Source organism: Ralstonia sp. SA306, from assembly GCF_054792405.1.
In genome coordinates this window covers 1,124,252-1,141,993 of record NZ_CP096451.1, presented here as the reverse complement: position 1 = coordinate 1,141,993, position 17,742 = coordinate 1,124,252, and the positions used below count along the sequence as shown (strand labels likewise).

General features: G+C 60.0%; 31 protein-coding genes and 1 tRNA gene. 20 read left to right on the top strand and 12 right to left on the bottom strand.

From position 1 onward, the window contains the following. Positions 1-6 precede the first annotated feature (6 nt). From M1D44_RS05490 to M1D44_RS05445, 10 genes are read right to left on the bottom strand one after another with little or no spacing between them, the layout of a single operon-like run. Positions 7-366 (bottom strand): hypothetical protein, encoded by a 360-nt coding sequence (locus tag M1D44_RS05490; protein ID WP_439004537.1) that lies wholly within the window; start codon positions 364-366, stop codon positions 7-9. After that, the gene (locus M1D44_RS05485; protein WP_439004536.1) at positions 363-1,355 is read right to left on the bottom strand and encodes a helix-turn-helix domain-containing protein; all 993 of its coding nucleotides are present in this window, start codon (positions 1,353-1,355) and stop codon (positions 363-365) included. Before M1D44_RS05485 ends, M1D44_RS05490 begins: the two co-directional genes overlap by 4 nt. Next, positions 1,352-1,720 carry a nuclease domain-containing protein gene (locus tag M1D44_RS05480; RefSeq protein ID WP_439004535.1) on the bottom strand — a complete coding sequence of 123 codons (369 nt, stop codon included), beginning with the start codon at positions 1,718-1,720 and terminating at the stop codon, positions 1,352-1,354. Before M1D44_RS05480 ends, M1D44_RS05485 begins: the two co-directional genes overlap by 4 nt. Next, on the bottom strand, positions 1,717-2,181 hold the full coding sequence (locus M1D44_RS05475) for a DNA N-6-adenine-methyltransferase (protein ID WP_439004572.1): 465 nt from the start codon (positions 2,179-2,181) through the stop codon (positions 1,717-1,719). Before M1D44_RS05475 ends, M1D44_RS05480 begins: the two co-directional genes overlap by 4 nt. A gap of 32 nt (positions 2,182-2,213) precedes the next feature. Further along, a complete protein-coding gene (locus M1D44_RS05470) occupies positions 2,214-3,239 on the bottom strand; it encodes a DNA cytosine methyltransferase (RefSeq protein ID WP_439004534.1) in 1,026 nt (341 codons plus the stop codon). Positions 3,240-3,243: 4 nt separating this feature from the next. Continuing rightward, a complete protein-coding gene (locus M1D44_RS05465) occupies positions 3,244-4,089 on the bottom strand; it encodes a ParB/RepB/Spo0J family partition protein (protein ID WP_439004533.1) in 846 nt (281 codons plus the stop codon). 55 nt (positions 4,090-4,144) lie between these two features. Continuing rightward, positions 4,145-4,435 (bottom strand): hypothetical protein, encoded by a 291-nt coding sequence (locus M1D44_RS05460; RefSeq protein WP_439004532.1) that lies wholly within the window; start codon positions 4,433-4,435, stop codon positions 4,145-4,147. A gap of 14 nt (positions 4,436-4,449) precedes the next feature. After that, positions 4,450-4,626 (bottom strand): ribosome modulation factor, encoded by a 177-nt coding sequence (locus M1D44_RS05455; protein ID WP_439004531.1) that lies wholly within the window; start codon positions 4,624-4,626, stop codon positions 4,450-4,452. A 15-nt stretch (positions 4,627-4,641) separates the two neighbouring features. Continuing rightward, on the bottom strand, positions 4,642-4,830 hold the full coding sequence (locus M1D44_RS05450; RefSeq protein WP_439004530.1) for a hypothetical protein: 189 nt from the start codon (positions 4,828-4,830) through the stop codon (positions 4,642-4,644). Further along, positions 4,827-5,216: an XRE family transcriptional regulator gene (locus tag M1D44_RS05445; protein WP_439004529.1), complete on the bottom strand. Its 390-nt coding sequence runs from the start codon at positions 5,214-5,216 to the stop codon at positions 4,827-4,829. Before M1D44_RS05445 ends, M1D44_RS05450 begins: the two co-directional genes overlap by 4 nt. Before the next feature lie 290 nt (positions 5,217-5,506). Between M1D44_RS05445 and M1D44_RS05440 the strand changes: the two genes are divergently transcribed. From M1D44_RS05440 to M1D44_RS05345, 20 genes are all read left to right on the top strand, one after another. Further along, a complete protein-coding gene (locus M1D44_RS05440; protein WP_439004528.1) occupies positions 5,507-6,310 on the top strand; it encodes a LexA family protein in 804 nt (267 codons plus the stop codon). Positions 6,311-6,446: 136 nt separating this feature from the next. Beyond that, positions 6,447-6,704, top strand: coding sequence for a hypothetical protein (locus M1D44_RS05435; protein ID WP_439004527.1), 258 nt, complete (start codon positions 6,447-6,449; stop codon positions 6,702-6,704). A gap of 3 nt (positions 6,705-6,707) precedes the next feature. Next, the gene (locus M1D44_RS05430; protein ID WP_439004526.1) at positions 6,708-6,863 is read left to right on the top strand and encodes a hypothetical protein; all 156 of its coding nucleotides are present in this window, start codon (positions 6,708-6,710) and stop codon (positions 6,861-6,863) included. A 19-nt stretch (positions 6,864-6,882) separates the two neighbouring features. Then, the gene (locus M1D44_RS05425; protein WP_439004525.1) at positions 6,883-7,239 is read left to right on the top strand and encodes a hypothetical protein; all 357 of its coding nucleotides are present in this window, start codon (positions 6,883-6,885) and stop codon (positions 7,237-7,239) included. 43 nt (positions 7,240-7,282) lie between these two features. After that, entirely contained in the window at positions 7,283-7,663 is a 381-nt protein-coding gene (locus M1D44_RS05420) for a beta-sandwich lipoprotein (RefSeq protein ID WP_439004524.1), read from the top strand. A 14-nt stretch (positions 7,664-7,677) separates the two neighbouring features. Continuing rightward, positions 7,678-7,893, top strand: a complete 216-nt coding sequence (locus tag M1D44_RS05415; RefSeq protein WP_439004523.1) for a hypothetical protein — start codon at positions 7,678-7,680, stop codon at positions 7,891-7,893. Positions 7,894-7,895: 2 nt separating this feature from the next. Continuing rightward, positions 7,896-8,051: a hypothetical protein gene (locus M1D44_RS05410; protein ID WP_413410803.1), complete on the top strand. Its 156-nt coding sequence runs from the start codon at positions 7,896-7,898 to the stop codon at positions 8,049-8,051. A 217-nt stretch (positions 8,052-8,268) separates the two neighbouring features. Further along, positions 8,269-8,544 (top strand): hypothetical protein, encoded by a 276-nt coding sequence (locus M1D44_RS05405; RefSeq protein WP_439004522.1) that lies wholly within the window; start codon positions 8,269-8,271, stop codon positions 8,542-8,544. A gap of 1 nt (position 8,545) precedes the next feature. After that, positions 8,546-9,016 carry a hypothetical protein gene (locus M1D44_RS05400; protein ID WP_439004521.1) on the top strand — a complete coding sequence of 157 codons (471 nt, stop codon included), beginning with the start codon at positions 8,546-8,548 and terminating at the stop codon, positions 9,014-9,016. Positions 9,017-9,051: 35 nt separating this feature from the next. Next, complete coding sequence (locus tag M1D44_RS05395) at positions 9,052-9,420, top strand: Lcl C-terminal domain-containing protein (RefSeq protein WP_439004520.1); 369 nt, start codon at positions 9,052-9,054, stop codon at positions 9,418-9,420. Between the two features lie 30 nt (positions 9,421-9,450). Beyond that, the gene (locus tag M1D44_RS05390; RefSeq protein ID WP_439004519.1) at positions 9,451-9,906 is read left to right on the top strand and encodes an Lcl C-terminal domain-containing protein; all 456 of its coding nucleotides are present in this window, start codon (positions 9,451-9,453) and stop codon (positions 9,904-9,906) included. 19 nt (positions 9,907-9,925) lie between these two features. Further along, on the top strand, positions 9,926-10,300 hold the full coding sequence (locus M1D44_RS05385; protein WP_274923317.1) for a four helix bundle protein: 375 nt from the start codon (positions 9,926-9,928) through the stop codon (positions 10,298-10,300). After that, positions 10,275-11,660, top strand: coding sequence for a reverse transcriptase domain-containing protein (locus M1D44_RS05380; RefSeq protein WP_461241613.1), 1,386 nt, complete (start codon positions 10,275-10,277; stop codon positions 11,658-11,660). The genes M1D44_RS05385 and M1D44_RS05380 overlap by 26 nt, the downstream gene beginning before the upstream one ends. Next, on the top strand, positions 11,654-12,316 hold the full coding sequence (locus M1D44_RS05375; protein ID WP_439004518.1) for a hypothetical protein: 663 nt from the start codon (positions 11,654-11,656) through the stop codon (positions 12,314-12,316). The genes M1D44_RS05380 and M1D44_RS05375 overlap by 7 nt, the downstream gene beginning before the upstream one ends. A 40-nt stretch (positions 12,317-12,356) precedes the next feature. Further along, positions 12,357-13,475: a hypothetical protein gene (locus M1D44_RS05370; protein WP_439004517.1), complete on the top strand. Its 1,119-nt coding sequence runs from the start codon at positions 12,357-12,359 to the stop codon at positions 13,473-13,475. After that, positions 13,468-13,833 (top strand): hypothetical protein, encoded by a 366-nt coding sequence (locus tag M1D44_RS05365; protein ID WP_439004516.1) that lies wholly within the window; start codon positions 13,468-13,470, stop codon positions 13,831-13,833. The genes M1D44_RS05370 and M1D44_RS05365 overlap by 8 nt, the downstream gene beginning before the upstream one ends. Continuing rightward, positions 13,823-14,677, top strand: a complete 855-nt coding sequence (locus M1D44_RS05360; protein ID WP_439004515.1) for a DNA cytosine methyltransferase — start codon at positions 13,823-13,825, stop codon at positions 14,675-14,677. Before M1D44_RS05365 ends, M1D44_RS05360 begins: the two co-directional genes overlap by 11 nt. A gap of 315 nt (positions 14,678-14,992) precedes the next feature. After that, entirely contained in the window at positions 14,993-15,322 is a 330-nt protein-coding gene (locus tag M1D44_RS05355; protein WP_316854282.1) for a Lar family restriction alleviation protein, read from the top strand. Continuing rightward, complete coding sequence (locus tag M1D44_RS05350) at positions 15,319-15,660, top strand: hypothetical protein (RefSeq protein WP_439004514.1); 342 nt, start codon at positions 15,319-15,321, stop codon at positions 15,658-15,660. The genes M1D44_RS05355 and M1D44_RS05350 overlap by 4 nt, the downstream gene beginning before the upstream one ends. 198 nt (positions 15,661-15,858) lie before the next feature. Then, the gene (locus tag M1D44_RS05345) at positions 15,859-17,058 is read left to right on the top strand and encodes a site-specific integrase (protein WP_316854284.1); all 1,200 of its coding nucleotides are present in this window, start codon (positions 15,859-15,861) and stop codon (positions 17,056-17,058) included. Between the two features lie 43 nt (positions 17,059-17,101). On the opposite strand, the gene M1D44_RS05340 is transcribed toward M1D44_RS05345, so the two are convergent. Next, a tRNA-Ser gene (locus M1D44_RS05340) sits at positions 17,102-17,192 on the bottom strand. Between the two features lie 130 nt (positions 17,193-17,322). Next, positions 17,323-17,604 (bottom strand): DUF7696 family protein, encoded by a 282-nt coding sequence (locus M1D44_RS05335; protein ID WP_316854285.1) that lies wholly within the window; start codon positions 17,602-17,604, stop codon positions 17,323-17,325. Positions 17,605-17,742: the final 138 nt, after the last annotated feature.

Here is a 17,742-nt window from a genome sequence, read left to right as displayed (position 1 = left end):
TTGCCATCACCGCCCCTCACCCGTTGCCAATTCCTCCTTGGGCTCGCGCGACCGAGCGGCGAGCATCCCGGCCATACCGAGGAACTGGAACGCGGCCAACGCCGTCATCCCCAGCCCCGCAAGCACAGAGATCAGGGCCAAGGTGGTCACCGTGTGATATGCCCGCATGCCAGCAGGCTGGTAGGAGGGAAACCACGTCCGATTTCCGAATAGGCCGGCGAGTACGCTCGCGACCGCTAGGAGCCACGCCCAGAACAGAAAGACGTTCATTGCCCAAGCGACCTCACCGGACGCGCCGGCCGCCAGCAGCCCGAAGCACACCGCATCCATCACGATCGCTTTCGCCCAATGCCGAATTGCCTTCATGCTCCCCTCCCCTGTTGGTTGCCGCCGCTCGCGATGTCGCTCACCTTGGCTGGCTTCTCACCCATGAAGTAGGCGAAAACCCGCTCGTACTCGAATTCGTTCATGCGTGACGCCGCAGCCAGCTCACGCTCAACCCATGGGCCGGGACCTGCTGCCTTGAAGACGCGGTACATGTAGCGGCGGGCGGGCTCGCCCGGGTTCTCCGCCACGCCGAGGCTGTCGCCCTTCGCTTTGATGGCCTCGTTGCTTTCCCACCAGATCGATGGCACGCCCGCAGGCTGGGGCTCCTGCCCGCCATGGGGGCCTTGCTGGGCGCGGATCGGGAAAAGCCCCGTCCAGCCCCGCAGCACGCTCTGGTCGATCACAGCGACAGGGTCGTGACCTTCATCCCGGAGACGTTCAAGCACCGTGATCGACAGCTCGGCCGCACGTTGCGTGAAAGGCGCCTTCATCTCAGCCCGATGGTCCAACCAGTCCTGCCAAGATTTCTCTGGCATCCAGTCCGGAAGGTCGACACTCACCTTGGCGCGCTTCGCGCGCGCCTTGGTTCCTTTCTGTTCTTCTTTTGTTCCTTCTGTTACGTGTCCCGTTTTTGGGACTGTTTCCGTCCGTTTTTGGGACCCTTTGCCGCCGTTTTCGGCACCCTTTCCGTCCGTTTTTGGAACTGTTCCGTTTTCGGAACCCTTCCGTTTTTGGGACCCTTCGGACGGGTTATCCACAGCTTCAAGGTGCAGCTGGTAGACGACGATCTGGCCCGTCTTGCCGGTCCGCTCGCCCGCATCGGAGATCAAACCCATCTCTTCCAGCTTCTGGATCGACGCGATCACCGTCTTGCGGTCCAGCTCAGATGCCTCGACCAGATAGGCCATGGACGTGTAGCAGCGGTGCGCAGGCGCGCTGGCGCAGTTCGCCATGAGGGTGAGCACGTGTTTCGTCGACGAACGCCCTACGCGCTGTTTCAGAGCCCAGGAAATTGCCTCGACGCTCATTGCAGAGCCTCCAGGCAGGGCAGCGCCGGCACGCCGTACATCGCCTGACGGAATGGAGCCCAGCGACACATTGCTAGGTAGAAGAAGTGCAGCTTCTCGGCGTAGGTGAACAGCGCGCCTTGATCTAGCTGAAAGTGACACCAGAAGCAGCCCGGCACCGTCATGGCGTCGTCAGCCTTCAAACCCTTGCCCTTGCCGTGCCGGAGCTGATTGGAGTGACAGGGAACGACGGTGTCGGCCAGGTTGCGGCACACGCCCGGCATGCGTAGGTAGCACCGTTGGCCGTAGCAAAGCTGGTCAGGGTGCAAGAGCGGGTTGACGCGGATCGTCTTACCGTTGCAGGTGATGAGAGCAAGCGCCGTCACGGATGCACCCCTTTTCCCGGCACGACAAACCCGAGCCCAGAGGCATGCAGAACCTCTGCGTTTTCAGCCCCATAACCGATCAGGGCGATGGGCGCTCCAGAGTTAAACGGCGCGCGGGAGCCGTCTACCCGGTGAAAGTGTGGGCGCCCGGAAAGGAACAAGACAGCGTCGGCTACTCCCCAAACGCATTCGAAGAACATGCGTGTTTCCGTCCGGGCCGGCACCAACGCAATTCCGTCGCCGTGGTCGGCCATCCGGCGCAACCATTTGACCGCCTCACGGCCAAAGGGCGGATTGCACCAGACACGGCCACACCATGCGCGGGTAAGGCCGTCATCATGGATAGTCAAATGCTCACGCGCCGTAGCCCAAGGCCGAGAGATCGGCGAGCATGGGTCCAAATCGAAAGACCCGAGACGCGCGAGAATTTCTGGCGGCGTGAGCCACTCGTCGGATTTCATGTGTGCGGACTGGTGCCCGCTCAGGCCCAGTTTCACGCGAGGGCCTCCATCACGATCTCGCACCAGATTTGCGCTTGGATAGCGTTGATCGCGTTTCCGTAGGCGCGCAGGCGTCCCACTCGGGCGGGAGCCCCATGAGCCAGCGGGAATGTGCCGGGTTCAACTGGCCGCCACTTCCCATCCCGGCAGAGGAGCCAATCAGCATCTCGCCAGAAGCCGTTAGTCGGGCCGGGCCGCGCCAGTTCGAGTCGAACACATCCTGCATCGACCAGTTGCACAAGCTGACCGTTTTCCGGCTGCTGTCGTTGTTCCCCGCCGCGTTGTTGCCGTTCTGCGCCGGTGTGCCCACCATTGGCGTCGGCCAACCCGAGAGCCAGACCACACGACCCAAGAGAGCATTCAGAGGGACGTTGGGACACTCCTCGCCGTCCTTGTGATCGCGCGTTGTCGGTGTGGGCCAGCCCGCCAGCATCGAGAAGTCGTTGAGATTCGATCCGTGCCGCGTCTCGCCCATCGCGCGCTTGGCCTGCCCGCCGCCCGACCCGTCCGCTGTTGTCGGCGAAGGCCACCCAGTAAAGGCGGTCTCGGATGTGCGGGGCACCGATGCTCGCAGACGGGAACGGGACAGCCCCGAATCCGTATTCCACGGCTTCCATGTCAGCTTGTACAAGGTCGATCCAAGGATCTGCGTCCTTGCTCGCAACCTGCTCTCCAAGAACGACTGGAGGGCGGCGCTGCTGGATGAGCCAGTGGAAAGCCGGCCAGAGGTGCCGCTCGTCATCAAACGCAAGTCCTTTGCCTGCCGCGCTGAAAGGTTGGCAAGGACAGGAACCGGTCCAAACAGGTCGATCGTCGGACCAGCCTGCGCGTCGGAGTGCCAGCGACCAGACGCCGATTCCGGCGAAGAAGTGGCACTGTGTGTAGCCTCGGAGGTCGTCAGGTCGAACATCCTGAATGTCTCTCTCGTCGACGTCGCCCGGAGCAATGTGGCCAACCGCAATCAGATTGCGCAGCCACTGGGCGACGTATGGGTCGTTCTCGTTGTAGTAGGCGGCCACGCGATCACGCCGCCAAACTGAGGGATGCCATTGCCTCCTTGGCGGCAATCAAACCCGGCAGTGCTTCGCCCTCTTCCATCCCCAGAACCCAACGCAGGGCGGCAGCGCGCTCACCCTCGGCGGTTTCGAGTTCCTTGGCGATCTGTGCGCGGGACTTCATGCGAAACTGCTCACCCATCACGGCGCGCTGCTTGCGCGAACGTTCATGCGGGCGGGCGCCTTCGCCTGCGGCCACCAGCGCGGCAACCTTCTCGCGCTGCTCATCCGGTGCCATCTTCGAAAGCCGCTTTGCGTGCGTGACGTTGATCGAGCCCTTTTCGACGGCCTTCTGCACGGCGGACGTGCATTCGAGCAGGGCAAGCGTTGAGCGCACCGTGGCGACGGTGCAGCCAAAGACGACGGCGATTTGATCCTCACCCCGGCCGATGGCCTGCATGCGGCGCATCTTGTAGGCGCGACCGAGCGGCGAATCCTCCTTGCGGACCTCGTTCTCGCTGACGATGAATTCGATGGCGTCGCGACGCGAGCCCTTGAAGACATACGCCGGCACCATCACGGGGTCGACACCGCGGGATGCGCGCCATTCGTTCGCCAGGCGAGCCGCTTTGACACGCTGACGGCCAACGAGGATCTCCGCATCGCCCGTTTCCGGGTTCTTCGACACGATGACCGGCTCGATGACCCCCTGATAGTCGATGTTGCGCGCCAAGTCTTCATCGACTGGCAAATGCACGCGCGGGTCGTACAGAGGCGAATCAACGTCGGTCACCAGCGTCAGTGATGCCGGATCGAAGAAAAGCAAATTCGTTTTTCCGGCCGCGCCGTAGGCGTCGATGGAGTTCTTTGCCATGCGTGTTCTCCTATCGGCGTCACGTGGCGCCGAAGTCCTTGGAATCTGGGGATGCTTACTGCTGAGGCTTCACCGGCAGGCCGAGCAACTCTTGCGGCTTGCGGGTGGTGGGGGAAATGCGCGCCGAGCGCACTTCGAGAGCGCCCTTTTCGAGGAGTGCTTTGACGCGACCGCAGACACCGTTGATAGCCATGCCGGTCTTGGCAGCGATGTCTTGGCGGGTGAGCAAGACGTCAGGCCGACCGCCGAAGGCAGCGAGAACCTGTTTCTCTTTCGGCTGGATCTGGCCGTCCATCTGCAGCGCACGATAGGCGCTCAGGCTCGTTTCGGTGACTGACGTCCGCATGGTTCTCTCGCCCCTTACGCCATCGCTGGCGTTTCGGTTTCAACGCACTGCCCGGGTTGGTATCCGGACATCCATTCATTGCGCGCCTCTGTTCCCTCTTCGTAGGGGCAGCTCGTAATCGGCTTGCCCTCTCTGCGGGCCTGTGCGCCCTGCTCTCGCACAACCCGCTTGCTCTGCACCTCGTACGGCATCGAGCACTCTCCCAATCAATGCTTCACGGCTTGCTCGCTTTCCAGTTCCAGCAAGCCCACCCGTTTCAGGGCTTCGCTCAATGTCTCGTTGGCGCATGCCTGCTTGTTCAGGTCTTCCGCTGCCAACGCCTTGTCGTCTCCGTTTCTTGTGAGCGCTTCATCTGCCGCCTTAATGCCGACGGCCAGCGCCTCGGCATCGTTCATGCATTCCTCGCAGCGAGTACCGCTTCCATGAGAGTCATCTGGGCACGCCAGACGAGAAATTGGGTCAGCACGTGGTTTCCCAAGACGCGCTCCACCTCGTCGATCTTCTCGGCGGGCAGTGAGCGGCGAGCGTTGCCCTTCGAGTTCACGGGCTCCGGGTTGAAGTAGTCAGAGACGTGCTGATGCTGAAGGTCAGCCAGTGCCGCCAGCATCTGGAGCGTCATGCCGGTCAACGCACGGTGCTTCCACGCCAAGGCGCAGGCCTGTCGGAATGTGGAGCACTTCGATATTTCGTCATCCGGAAGGAAGCGGCGCTTTTGCGCCACCGGCACCGCTGGAGGGATCACAAACCCAGCATGGGCACGGCCGCCAGGGAGTTCATTCATTTGCATCGCGTCTTTCCTCATTGGGAAATTTCATCGGTTCCACAGTCGCATCCACGGCTTGGTGTGGACTCAAATAAAGGGCATGGAAACCCATGCCCTTTATTCAGACCTGCGCGCAGCTCTCGCCGACACTCTTGGGAGGTGCGCAACGCTTCTTGTGAAGCGCTCTCAATCGCTTGCCGACGTGGTATTCGACAGCCTTTGTTTTTCCGTTCACGAGGTCGGACACCTGCGCTTGGCTGCGCCCGATGAGTGCGCCAAGAGCCTTTTGAGTCAACCCGGAAGCTAGAATGTCGCTAGCCATCTTTTGCCAATCGTTCATGTCTGATAATATAGGCACGCCTATTCCGGATGTCAATAGGGATACCGATATGGATTCCCTAGACAATCCGGACATGAGAAAAACTTTCGGGGAACGCCTCCGCGAGGCGAGGAAAGAGGCCGGGTTGACGCAGAAGGAATTGGCGGCAAAAACCGGCATTACTCAGCCGACCATTTCGGAGGCTGAGCGCGGAGACTATGGGAAATCAGCTTACGTCGCTGCCTTAGCAAATGCATGCGGCGTCAACGCCCTATGGCTGGCGGAAGGCCGAGGACCAAAACGACCATCGGGAAAAGGTCCCTATGGCGAAGCCGTCACGCCAGCGGAAGAGGCGTCGAATGTGGAGGACGGTCCACGGCTCAGCGGGAGGAGATACCCACTCATATCGTGGGTGCAAGCAGGCATGTGGACTGACATCATTGACAACTTCGCACCAGGCGACGCCGACGACTGGAAAGAGTGCACCAAAGACCTCGGCAATTCCGGCTACTGCCTTAAGGTCAAAGGCGACTCAATGACGGATCCGGCTGGACCCCTTTCGTTTCCCGAGGGGATGATCCTCTACGTCAACCCTGAAATGGAATATCGCCCAGGGGACTTCGTCATAGTGCGCAGGAACAACAGCGAGGCCACGTTCAAGCGCCTCGTGACGGTCGACGGCGAGCTTTATCTCCACGCCCTCAACCCCAATTGGCCCAACCGATACCTCAAGCTGAGCATCGACGACCACATATGCGGTGTGGTTCGGCAAGCCTCGTTTGACCTGACCTAACCCCACAAGCAACAGCCGGCAACCGCGCCGGCTATATTTTTTCGAAATATATAGGCAAGCCTATTGATCTTTAGTATCGGCTCGCCTATATTCACCTCCATGGAAGCGCCACACGCGCAAAAAGATGGAGGTCGAGATGCAAGCAACCCAAACCCACCGCCCTGATGCACTGAGTGCTAAGGCACCCGCCCGCTCCTGGACGAAGCCTTTCCACGGCATCCAGCACCTCGGCACCGGCGATCGCTGGGTCACGGTCGAGGACAAGGGCTGCATCGCTCAGCTCGTCTGCTGGTTCCCTGGCTGCGGATTCCGACCCGACGTCACCACGCACACCGATGCCGAAAAGGCTCGCCAAGCCGGCGAAACGTGGTTCGGTCTCTTCGGGCACGCCTGAGCCATGACCAACCAGCAGATCGGCGCCGTGCTTCTTTCTGTCGCAGTGATGGCTATCGCCATCGCCGTGCACACCGCCTGGCGCATCAAGCACGACCGCTTCACGGTCGACGAAATGGATCAGAACAACGACCAGCGCTCACAGAAGCACCGCCGCTGACCAACAGGGGATGACGATCATGACGCTAACCGACGCGCTAAATGCGGCATTTGGAAAATCCGCAAAGACGCTGGATGTCTCGCACGTGGCCAACTACATGGAAGAAGACGTCGAGCCGTTCGGCCTCGTTCTGGATGACAACGGCGGGATCTTCGTCTCTTGTGGCGGCGACGTTATTGGCCAATTTTCCACGACGGCCAAGAACACGCGCCTGTGCTTTTGCGTGATCGTCAACGATGACGCGGGAAAAAAGTGGGACTACGAAAAACAAGAAATGCAGGCCATGTATGAACGCGGCGAAAAAGACCAGATTGACTGGAGCAAATGGCATTCAAGTCGCCCGCGCAAGGTGCTCCGCGTCGTTGCAAGCATCTAACCCCGCCACTGAACACGACATATAAGCCACGAAACAAAACATCATGAAGAAAACAATCTTTCTGCTTTTCGCTTCGCTCACTGCCCTGTATGGCTGCAGCCGCGATGCAGACGTTGCGTCTCGCAACCTTTCGAATGCCGCTGACAACTTCGAGATCAATCGCCGGATCGTCTTCTACAACGGCATCACCGGCGACTACATGCTCACGATCGAGGGCCTTTGCTCGAAGGACAACGACAGCACCGACCGAAAGCTTGTAATCGTCTGCAAGACGGGGCCCTCGACCTACAAAAAGCATTTCCTCGGTCTCTCCGACAACGTCACCTATTTCATTGAGCAGATCGACGGCGCCAACATCGGCACCTACCGCTACAAGGTGACGTTCAAGCCTTCGTCGATCGTTCCGGACATCGAAATTCGATAAGAAGCGGAATCAACATGCACGTGGCCGAATTCGACATGTCCCGAGTGGTTACGCATTTCATCGAGTGTGACCACTGGCGTGAGTACAACCGCCCGCAAGCGTGGACCGTTGCGCTTTGTGTTGGCATGAAGCACACGAGCTATCGCGATCTCTCCAGCACCGCTTACCCCGAGGCTTTCGCCGTCGTCGATGACTTCGGAACCCTCAAAACCGTGACGCCGTGGAGGTAGCCATGCATCTGACCGACAACGAAGCCGCCATCCGCGCAGCTGAGCGCGAGAACCAATACAGCCGGCGCAAGCACAACAACCGAATCCTGAACGCAGTTGTGGGCGGCCTGATGGTTGTTGCGGCGATCTACTACTTGGTTCCTCACTGGGGAATGTGATGCCCGTACCCGTTTCTGCGCGTCAACGCACCGAATTCAATCTGGTACCGATCAACGGTCCCATACAAAGCCTTCTCGTCGAGCCGCGCCGCATTGCGTGGGCCAGGTCGATACGAAAGCACGCTCCCCAAGCGCTTGCGTATCTGGCCCTCGTGTGCGGCGCGATTGGAGTCGGCTGCGGCTGGTATGTCTCCTTCGTCCTCGGCGTCACGCGCACGTGACAACTGCTCACCTCCGGCGCTTGACTCTCTTCGCCAACCTTTCAGCGCATTTCCAACACACAGAACGTATGCAGATCAAATCTCGAATCGAACTCGACGCTGACGACATCAAACAGGCCATTCAGAACTTTGTGCGTGAGAAGACCGGTCGGGACATCGTCAGCGTTTGCAAGGTCGAGCGCGAACGCGGCAGCGAAGGCTTCAGCGTTCCTTCTGCTTACGACCTCGGCCCTGAGCCTATCGACGAAACGACCAAGATCAAGGGGGCCTGAAATGCGTGCACTCCTCATGTGGATCACGTCGTTCTTGCCGGCCCGCGTCATCAGCGATAACGGTCACCCGTACCTGGAACGCTACTACGTCGGCACCCTCTTCGGCATCCGGTTCTATCTGCACCGCTTTGTCGGGTCCGATCCGGACCGAGGTGTGCACGATCACCCGTGGGCCTGGGCGCGCTCGATCGTGCTGGCCGGCTGGTACCTGGAGGAGCGCCGCACGGGTATTCGGTCCGTTCATTGGTTCAACAGCCTGGAAGGCGACACCTTCCACCGGATCATCAAACCCGATGGCGTGGCCGACGTCTGGACCCTCTTCTATCACAAGGCTGGTGACGTCAAACCTTGGGGCTTCATGCGCTACCTGGGCCACGGACAGGCCTTGTGGAGCGAATACGTCTATGGCGGCAAAGGTAAAGAGACCGCCTGGTGGCTGACAGCTAAGAAAGGCCGGGATCTCCGTCTCTGAATTCACAAGCGCAATACCCATCAACAGGAGAACGCATGCAACAAATCCAAATTCCGCCGCTTGCAGAAGGCGAGATCTACCTCTGCGGCGTCGTCAACGCTGCAGGCGATGTGACGCACACGATCCTGCTTCCCGCTGAAGCCGAGAAGCGCATGAGCTGGCCTGACGCCATGGAGTGGGCCAAGGGCCTGAATGCCGATCTGCCGACGCGCGCTGAACTGGTGATGGCCTTCGAGCAGCACCGCAGCCAATTTAAAGAGGCGGCCTACTGGTCCAACACTCCGGACGCCGATCCCGAATATGCCGGCTGGGCTTGGTGTCAGAACTTCGGCCACGGCAACCAGAGCGGCACCCCTCAGTACTACGAGTTGCGCGCCCGTGCCGTCCGCAGATTGACGATTTAACCCTTCATTCATTTTCAGGAGAGGTCAGCAATGACGCCCACGCTTGAAGCAGTTGAAGCAAAGCATGCCGAGATCACCGCCATGATCGAGGCTATCCGCAAGGCAGCGGCACGCGAATACAAGGTCGCCGGCGGCACGATCCAACTGAACCACGGAGAACAGTACGCCGGCCTCATTCTCGGCAAAGACGGCGAGCCGGATCATCACCTGATCCTCCTCCCCGGCGATGAAGCTGAACTGAACTGGGACGATGCCAAGAAGTGGGCCAAGGAACAGGGCGGCGAGTTGCCGACGCGCCGCGAGCAATCGCTCTTGTACGCCAATCTCAAAGATGAGTTCCAGGGCGCCTGGTACTGGTCCGGAGAGGCTCACCAGCGCGAGTCCGGCTGGGCTTGGTGTCAGACCTTCACCAACGGCTGCCAGGCCGACGGCCGTCAGGCCCTCGAGTTGCGCGCCCGTGCCGTCCGCAGATTGATCCTTTTGTAATTTAACAATTACATCCACCGTGGCACTGCACACAAACCTTCCGATCTACAAGGCGGCCTATGGGTTGCTGGACGTGGTGACGGACCTGGTCAAGAACATGGCTCGCGACTTCAAGCGGAGCATCGGCGAGAAGATCAGCGCGGAATGCATCGAGATCATGGTGCTGGTCTTCCGCGCCAATGTCGCAGCCGACAAGGCGCCGCACCTGGGCGAACTTATCGAACGCCTTCAGGTGATCGAGCTGCTTTTGCGCCTTGGCATGGACAAGCGCCTGATCTCGCGGCCAGCTTATGCCAAAGCCGTCGAGATTACGACCAGCATCGGAAAGCAGGCCAATGGCTGGAAGAAGTCCGCAAATCGCCCGCTTCATGGAGGTCAAGGCCGTCATGACTGAGCGATCTTTCAATCTGGTCGTGCCGCTGGCCCACAAGGCCACCGCCATGCGCGTAACGGAAACCGACCGCCGGTGTGCGGCGCGGTCCAGCGCAGTTTCCCTCCTGAGCAATCGGCCGGGCGACGTAGATAGCACGACATATCCGGCTGGGCTTGGTATCAGAACTTCAACAACGGCAACCAGAACAACAACCAACAGAGCTACGAGTTGCGTGCCCGTGCCGTCCGCAGATTGGAAATGGAATGCCGCGTTTTCGTTCGCCGAGCTGGTCGAAGCCTATTTCGACTGCCGGCGCACGAAGCGCAACAGCGGAAGCGCCCTGTCGTTCGAAATCGATATGGAGCGCAATCTGCGTCACCTGTTCGACGAGCTGGCCAACGGAAGCTATATGCCCGGGCGCTCGAAGTGCTTTGTCATCGACCGTCCGAAGCATCGCGAAGTATGGGCAGCAGAGTTTCGCGATCGCATCGTGCACCACCTGCTTTACAACCGCATCGGCCCGCGCTTCGAGCGTTCGTTCATTGCTGACTCGTGTGCATGTATCAAGGGACGCGGCACGCTTTACGCCGCTCAGCGCCTGGAAGACAAGGTGCGATCAATCACACAGAACTGGGCGCGCCCGGCGCACTACCTCAAGTGCGATCTGGCCAACTTCTTCGTCAGCATCGACAAGCGTGTCCTGCTTGATCTGCTGCACGCAAAGATTCCGGAGCCGTTTTGGCGCGATCTGACCGATCTCGTGCTGATGCACGATCCACGGGAAGACTTTGTCTACCTGGGCGACCCAGCGATGATCGATTGCGTGCCGCCCCACAAACGCCTGATGGAGCAACCGGCACACCTGGGCCTACCAATCGGCAACCTGTCTTCACAGTTCTTTGCCAACGTCTATCTCAACGAGTTGGATCAGTTCGTGAAGCACGAGCTGCGCTGCCGGCATTACATCCGTTACGTGGATGACTTTGTGCTTTTGCACGAATCGCCGCAATGGCTTAACGACGCCCACGCTGCCATCGCTGCCTTCTTGCCGATACGGCTTCGCGCCAGGCTCAACCCTAAGAAGACCGTCCTGCAGCCGGTTGCACGCGGCATCGATTTTGTCGGGCAAGTGATCCGGCCATGGGTGCGGCACACCCGCAAGCGGACGCTGGACATCGGGATCAAGCGCGTGCGTGAAATGCCAGCCGCTGACCTCTATCAAGCCGCCAACAGCTATTTCGGCTTGCTTCGACAGGCCACTGGAAGCCACGTAGATCGGGCCAAGCTGGCCAATGTAGCGCTCAAGCGCGGGCATGCAGCGAATCGCCACCTAACAAAAATCTATCGCAGCCATGCACAGGGAGAAAACCGGGGATGCTAATACACCAACTCCAAGGAGCTTTTGAGGCGGCCTACGAAAAAGCGGCGGCATCGAGCAAACCCGATGACTGGATGAACGCAGCCCTCTTCGCCAAGCAATTCTCCAATGCGCACCGCGAAGCCTTCCAGCAAAATGCCGAACCCATGGGAGATGAGCGCAGCCAGCAGTTGGAAGTATTTCTGCGCCTAGCGGAAGTCGTACAGGCCGACGCAAAGGAAACGCGCGACCGCTACCCCGCTCAATCCGAGCGCGCAGAGCAGCTCGCGGCGTTCATGAAAACCGCCTGCAAGTGGGCGACCCACCCCGCACCAGAAGCGGCGAAGCCGGTTGCATGGGTGCGATTCACAAGCGATGGCGGCGTTGAAGGCCCCATCATGGATGGTGACCGCCGCATCGATGACGTACGTCGCAAGTCTGGCGCATGGACTCCATTGTTCACCCGCGCACCAGAAGCGGCGCAGGCGTTGAGCGTGCCACGTGAAACGCTGGAACGCTGGCAGGTGCTGGCGATGACAGTCGCCGAATGCGGTGCGGTCGTAACGCACGAGGACGGCACAGACACCCCGAATCGTGGGCTTTGGCGTCAAGTCGACCAAGAGCTTCGCGCCATCCTCACCCGCGCCAGCGATGCCAAAGGAGGCAATGATGCTAACTAAACAAGATGTAGCTGCGATGTTTATGGAACATCGAGACGGGGTGACTACCCTGGACGAATTGCAGGGACTATTGTCCGCTCAGTGTCCCAACGACAGCGCCGCGACTGTGGCCGAGCCGAGCGATGATGAAGCCGGCAAGTTCAAGGCGCAGACCACCATCACGTTGCGGCAGGCGGAAGCACTGCTAGCGTTCTTCGGCGGCCACGACTCTGAGGTTGCTCTTGCGAGCCACGATGGCGGCCTGATTGCTTGGGGTACCGAATGCCCCGAGGAAGGCTCTTTCTGGCTCGGAAAAACAGAGGTCGATGACGCTCTCGCCATGAATGGACGACCGCAAGCTGCCCAGCAGCAGGCCGAGCCGGTGGGGGATGAGCGCGAAGACGAAGCGCCATTCGACTTTCACCGCGCGCTACAGATCGCCAACGGCGTGATGGAGCAGTACAAGAGCGATCAGCCACGGTGGTGGAAGCGCATGGATGGCACGCCGATCCTGAACGATCTGCCGGTCATCATGGCGCTGGCGTTTCAAGCGGAATGCGAAGCTCTACAAGAACGCGCCATCAAGGCCGAAGCGCTCAACCGCAAATTCGCGGACAGCATCAATGGGCCGACGCACATGGGCGAACCCGTTATCCCAGAAGATGACACCTCGTTTGTGCCAGATTACAAGGCACTTTGGGCATTCGGTATGCTTTCCAATCAGCTTGAAGAACGGGGAGAAAATGAGCGCGCTGCGGAAATCCGCGCTCTGATTAATCGCGTCACGGGCAAGGCTTGCGCATCGGCATTACAGGCCGAGCCGGTGGGGGTTGGGCCGACCGTCACCGCGCAGGGTATGAAGTGGTTGCGCAATGCTTATCCCCAGCTTGTGAAAGGAATGGAAGAACGCGGGTTGATCGCCGCCCAGTCCGGCCAGCGGGCGGGCGTGGCTGACTGGGTAGATGCCGCCGTGCAAGACCCACCAGACGCAACCCCTGTATTGGTGTCCGGGTTCGAGTACAACAACCCACGCTATCCGCGTTACTACGACGTGTGCCGCTTTGAGGATGGCGCTTGGGTCAGCGATGCAAACGGCGACACAGTCTTCACGCCCACGCACTGGATGACTATCGCCGCCGCGCCCACACCGGCAGCGCAGGGAGGGGATAGCCATGACTGATCGTGAACTGTTGGAATTGGCGGCTAAGGCGGCAGGCTACGAAGACGCGCAATATAAGGACATGGAGGGCTGGGGAGAATTTCGCTACGGGTTCTCGCACGCGATGTGGTTGCCAACCTTGGGGGAATACTGGAACCCGCTCACCGATGACGGTGACGCGCTACGGTTGGCGGTGAAGCTGGAATTGGAAATGTTTGTGGGCCACGACGAAAACGGCATCCCAGAGCAATACATCGGGTATCCGGGAAGACTTGGCCGCATTAGTTACGTTTCAGAACTACGCAGTGAAGATCCCGGCGCAGCCACCCGCCGCGCCATCGTTCGCGCAGCGGCAGCGCAGGGGGGGGATGGTGAATGAGCTGGCTCTTTTCGCGGGCGCTGGTGGAGGCCTGCTCGCCGCCGAACTGCTCGGATGGACAACCGTCTGCGCAGTTGAACGCGATGCCTACGCCGCACAAGTTCTGGCACAACGGCAAAACGATAGAGTGCTCAAGCCTTTCCCGATTTGGTCTGACGTGTCGAGTTTTGACGGAAGACCTTGGAGAGGCATTGTTGACGTCGTTTCTGGCGGATTCCCGTGCCAGGACATCAGCATCGCAGGCAAAGGTGCCGGTATCGACGGCGAGCGCAGCGGACTCTGGGCGCAGATGGCCCGGGTTATTGGCGAGGTACGACCGCGATTCGTGCTCGTGGAAAACAGCCCAGCCCTCACTGCTCGGGGACTCGGACGAGTTCTCGGAGACTTGGCCACGCTACGGTATGACGCGGAATGGGGTGTCGTATCTGCGGCCGACGTTAGAGCTCCGCACAAACGCGAACGGCTTTGGATTGTGGCCCACGCCTGTGGCATCGGACACGGGCTCACGCTCGAAACCCTACGCTCAGGGCGGAACGCCTCTAAGTCTGGCGGTAAAACTCTGGCCGACGCCTACGGCGATGACGCGCACAGGGGGGGCGGCGCTGTGCAAATGGGGCGGCTCCAGATCGCGCGAAAAACTGCGGACGATGGTTACGCCAGAGGAACTGAATGGCCCCCTGAACCCGCAGTGGGTCGAATGGCTCATGGGGTGGCCAATCGGGTGGACCGACTTACAGCCCTTGGCAATGGACAGGTACCGAGAGTGGCTGCAACAGCATGGCGGCTACTCAGTGGAGAAAGCAGCATGACCCGCGCAGCCGCAGCCCTTGGAGAGAGCAAGTGAGCAAGACATACCCACTCGAAGTGAAGTCCATTGGCGAAGACGTCTACATCGTCGTATCGAAAGGGCACCACGACATTCACGAATTTATGCGCGCTGTTCGGGCCGACTATAGCTGGCCGCTTGGAGTGCCTACGCACATCTGGATGAAGACGCGGCCCTCGCGCGATCCACGCTATACGTGCTTCTATGACCCTGTGCCGGAAGGGACTCGCGGCGCATGGCCTGCGACTCACGCAGAAGAAGCCTGGGGAGCAGATACATACGAGGCCAAGTTTCCAGATTGCACCCAACCGCCCGCAACGCCGGAGGCGAGGAATGAATGAACTTCTAGCGTGTCCGTTTTGCGGAGAGACTCCTAACTATGACAGCGAGAACACCTACGGGCTTAGAGATGGCGGCTACAAGTTTGGCTGCGTGGTCTGCCAATGTGGATCTCTCGGCCCGGATGTTCGGACTGGCTACAAGGATTGGACCGACTGGCGAGAAGACGCCACCAAAGCGTGGAATGACCGCGCACAACAGCCGGCCGAATACGTGATCGAACTGCTTATTGCAGCCGGGCATGTCACCGCCGAGAAAGTCGCGCAGGCGCGAGAAATTGCTTCCCGCGCACAACCGCCCACGATGACGGGGAGGGGTGAATGAACGATATGACCGAGTTCCAGCAGCGCGCAGCAGCGGCGGCAGTGACCAAGATGCTCACCGGCAAACACTTCAGCATCTGCGATCTGGATTCCATCGCAGAGACGATGGGTCGCAAGTCGGCTCTTGCAGGCCAAGACTATGCCGCTCTACGTGCCGTGCATTGCATGCACTGGGCCGACATGGGTCCGGACCTATCACGCATGGTGCGAGAAAAGTCTTTGGAGCTCCTGGGCCTACCACCGCGAGTTATTGAGGCCGACCCCGAGGCGCCCAAGCATGAAGAACCGCCAGCGGCCCCAGAAAAGAAAGTGAGGTTGGCATTTTGGAAGCAGAACTGACAAGGATTCTGGAGACGACACGTCTCGCATGGGGCCTACGATGATCCGGCACATTACAATCCGCAAATTCGCCGACCTGACCGGATACACCGAAAAGGCGGTGTACAACAAGATCAACGACGGTACCTGGCCGGAGGGCGAGGTTTGGACGAAAGCGGCTGATGGTCGCGTATTGATCGACACTGAGGGGTACGAGCGATGGGTAGAGACGGGAGGGGCGTTAAGAAAGCCTCGGAAAGCAGCATCCAAATCGCCTTCACGTACAAGGGTGTCGAGTGCCGGGAACGCATTCGGCTCAAGCCCACCGCCGCTAATCTAAAGCGGGCCGAGCAATGGCGAGCGTCCGTCCTGCTCGCCATCGAAAATGGCACGTTCGTTTACGCCAAGAGCTTTCCCAATTCCCCCAACGCCGCTAAGTTCGCCGAGTACAAGGGTGAGGTCCAGAACCTAGGCGAATACCTGGAGCAGTGGCTTGCGCGCAAGAAAGCGCACCTCAAGGCCAGCACCTGGGATGGCTATCGCAAGATCGTCAACTATCAGCTGATCCCGGCACTAGGCAAGGAAGTGCTGATCGACCTGAAGCGGCAGCAGGTGCGCGACTGGCTGGCGACGCTGGACTGCACGAACAAGCGGCTGGCCAACATCCAGAGCGTGCTCCGCTCTGCCCTGCAGGACGCTACTGACGAAGACGAATTGATCCCGGCCAATCCCCTGCACGACTGGACCTACGCGCGCCAGGAAGAGCCCAAGGAAGAAGACGAGATCGACCCGTTCACCGCTGAGGAACAGGCTGCCATCATTGCAGCCATGCCCGAGCAGATGGCAAACATGGTGCAGTTCGCGTTCTGGTCAGGCCTACGCACGTCGGAACTGGTGGCGCTCGAATGGCGCGATGTGGATTTCACGAAGGGAACGGTGCGCGTGCGCCGGGCCCAGACCCAGACAGCCGATGCCCCGGAAGGAACCAAGACGGCAGCCGGCCGGCGCGAGGTTAAGCTTCTACCCCCTGCCCTGCAGGCATTGACCCTGCAGAAAACGCACACCGCGCTGGCAAACAAGGAAGTTTTCCAAGACCCGCGCCATGGCGCGCGCTGGGGTGGAGACATGCAGATCCGGCTACTGTGGACGCGCTATCTGCGTAAGGCTGGTGTGCGGTACCGAAAGCCGTATCAGACACGCCACACTTACGCCTCGATGATGCTTTCTGCCGGCGAGCACCCGATGTGGGTGGCATCCCAGATGGGGCATGCCAACGCGAACATCACGTTGAAGACCTACGCTCGGTGGATGCCGGCGGCTGATCCGAATGCCGGTGGGAAGGCGGTCAAAAGGTTTGCAGCGATGCTGCGATTTCCTTCCGATTCTGTACAGAAAACCAGCGAAAACAGCGGAAATTAATCGCAGCGTGTTTCCCGCAAAGCCTTACTGCATATAGAATTCCTGGCGGAGAGAGGGGGATTCGAACCCCCGATAGGTTATTAACCTATACACGCTTTCCAGGCGTGCGACTTAAACCGCTCATCCATCTCTCCGAAGCCCGCGATTGTAGCACACCGTACGGGCTCGCCAAGGTCCGCTCAAACAAAAGGCCCGGTCTCCCGACAAGGCCTTTTGTACCCCACCGCCGACACGTCTTGCGCGGTCGGCATCCCCTCGCGTAACTCAATGCAGCGTGACTTGCGTCTCGCTCGTCAGCAGGGTCTGCGTAATCTGATCGCGAATCGACTGCGCTTTCAGCAGCAGGCGCAGGGCAATATCGGCACCGCGGCTATTGGCTACGTGCTCGATAAACGCCGTGCGTGCCCGCTCATTCAATGTGGCAACGTGCGCGGCTTCTGACCACACCCGCCACGCGGCGGGCTGACCGGCAAACTGCTCGCGGCGGCGGAGCAGGTCCGAATCGATGGCAGCGGCAATTTCGACGTCTTGAATGGTGCGATTCATGATGGCCCCCTTGCTGTCTGTGCTGTTGTTGCGCTCTTCGTGTGGCGCCCTGTGCCGGGCGCGCAGCCTGAATATGCAACGTCCATGCCAACACCACTGAGCCGGTCAATGCGCGCTTTTTGCATGCACGCATTGTCG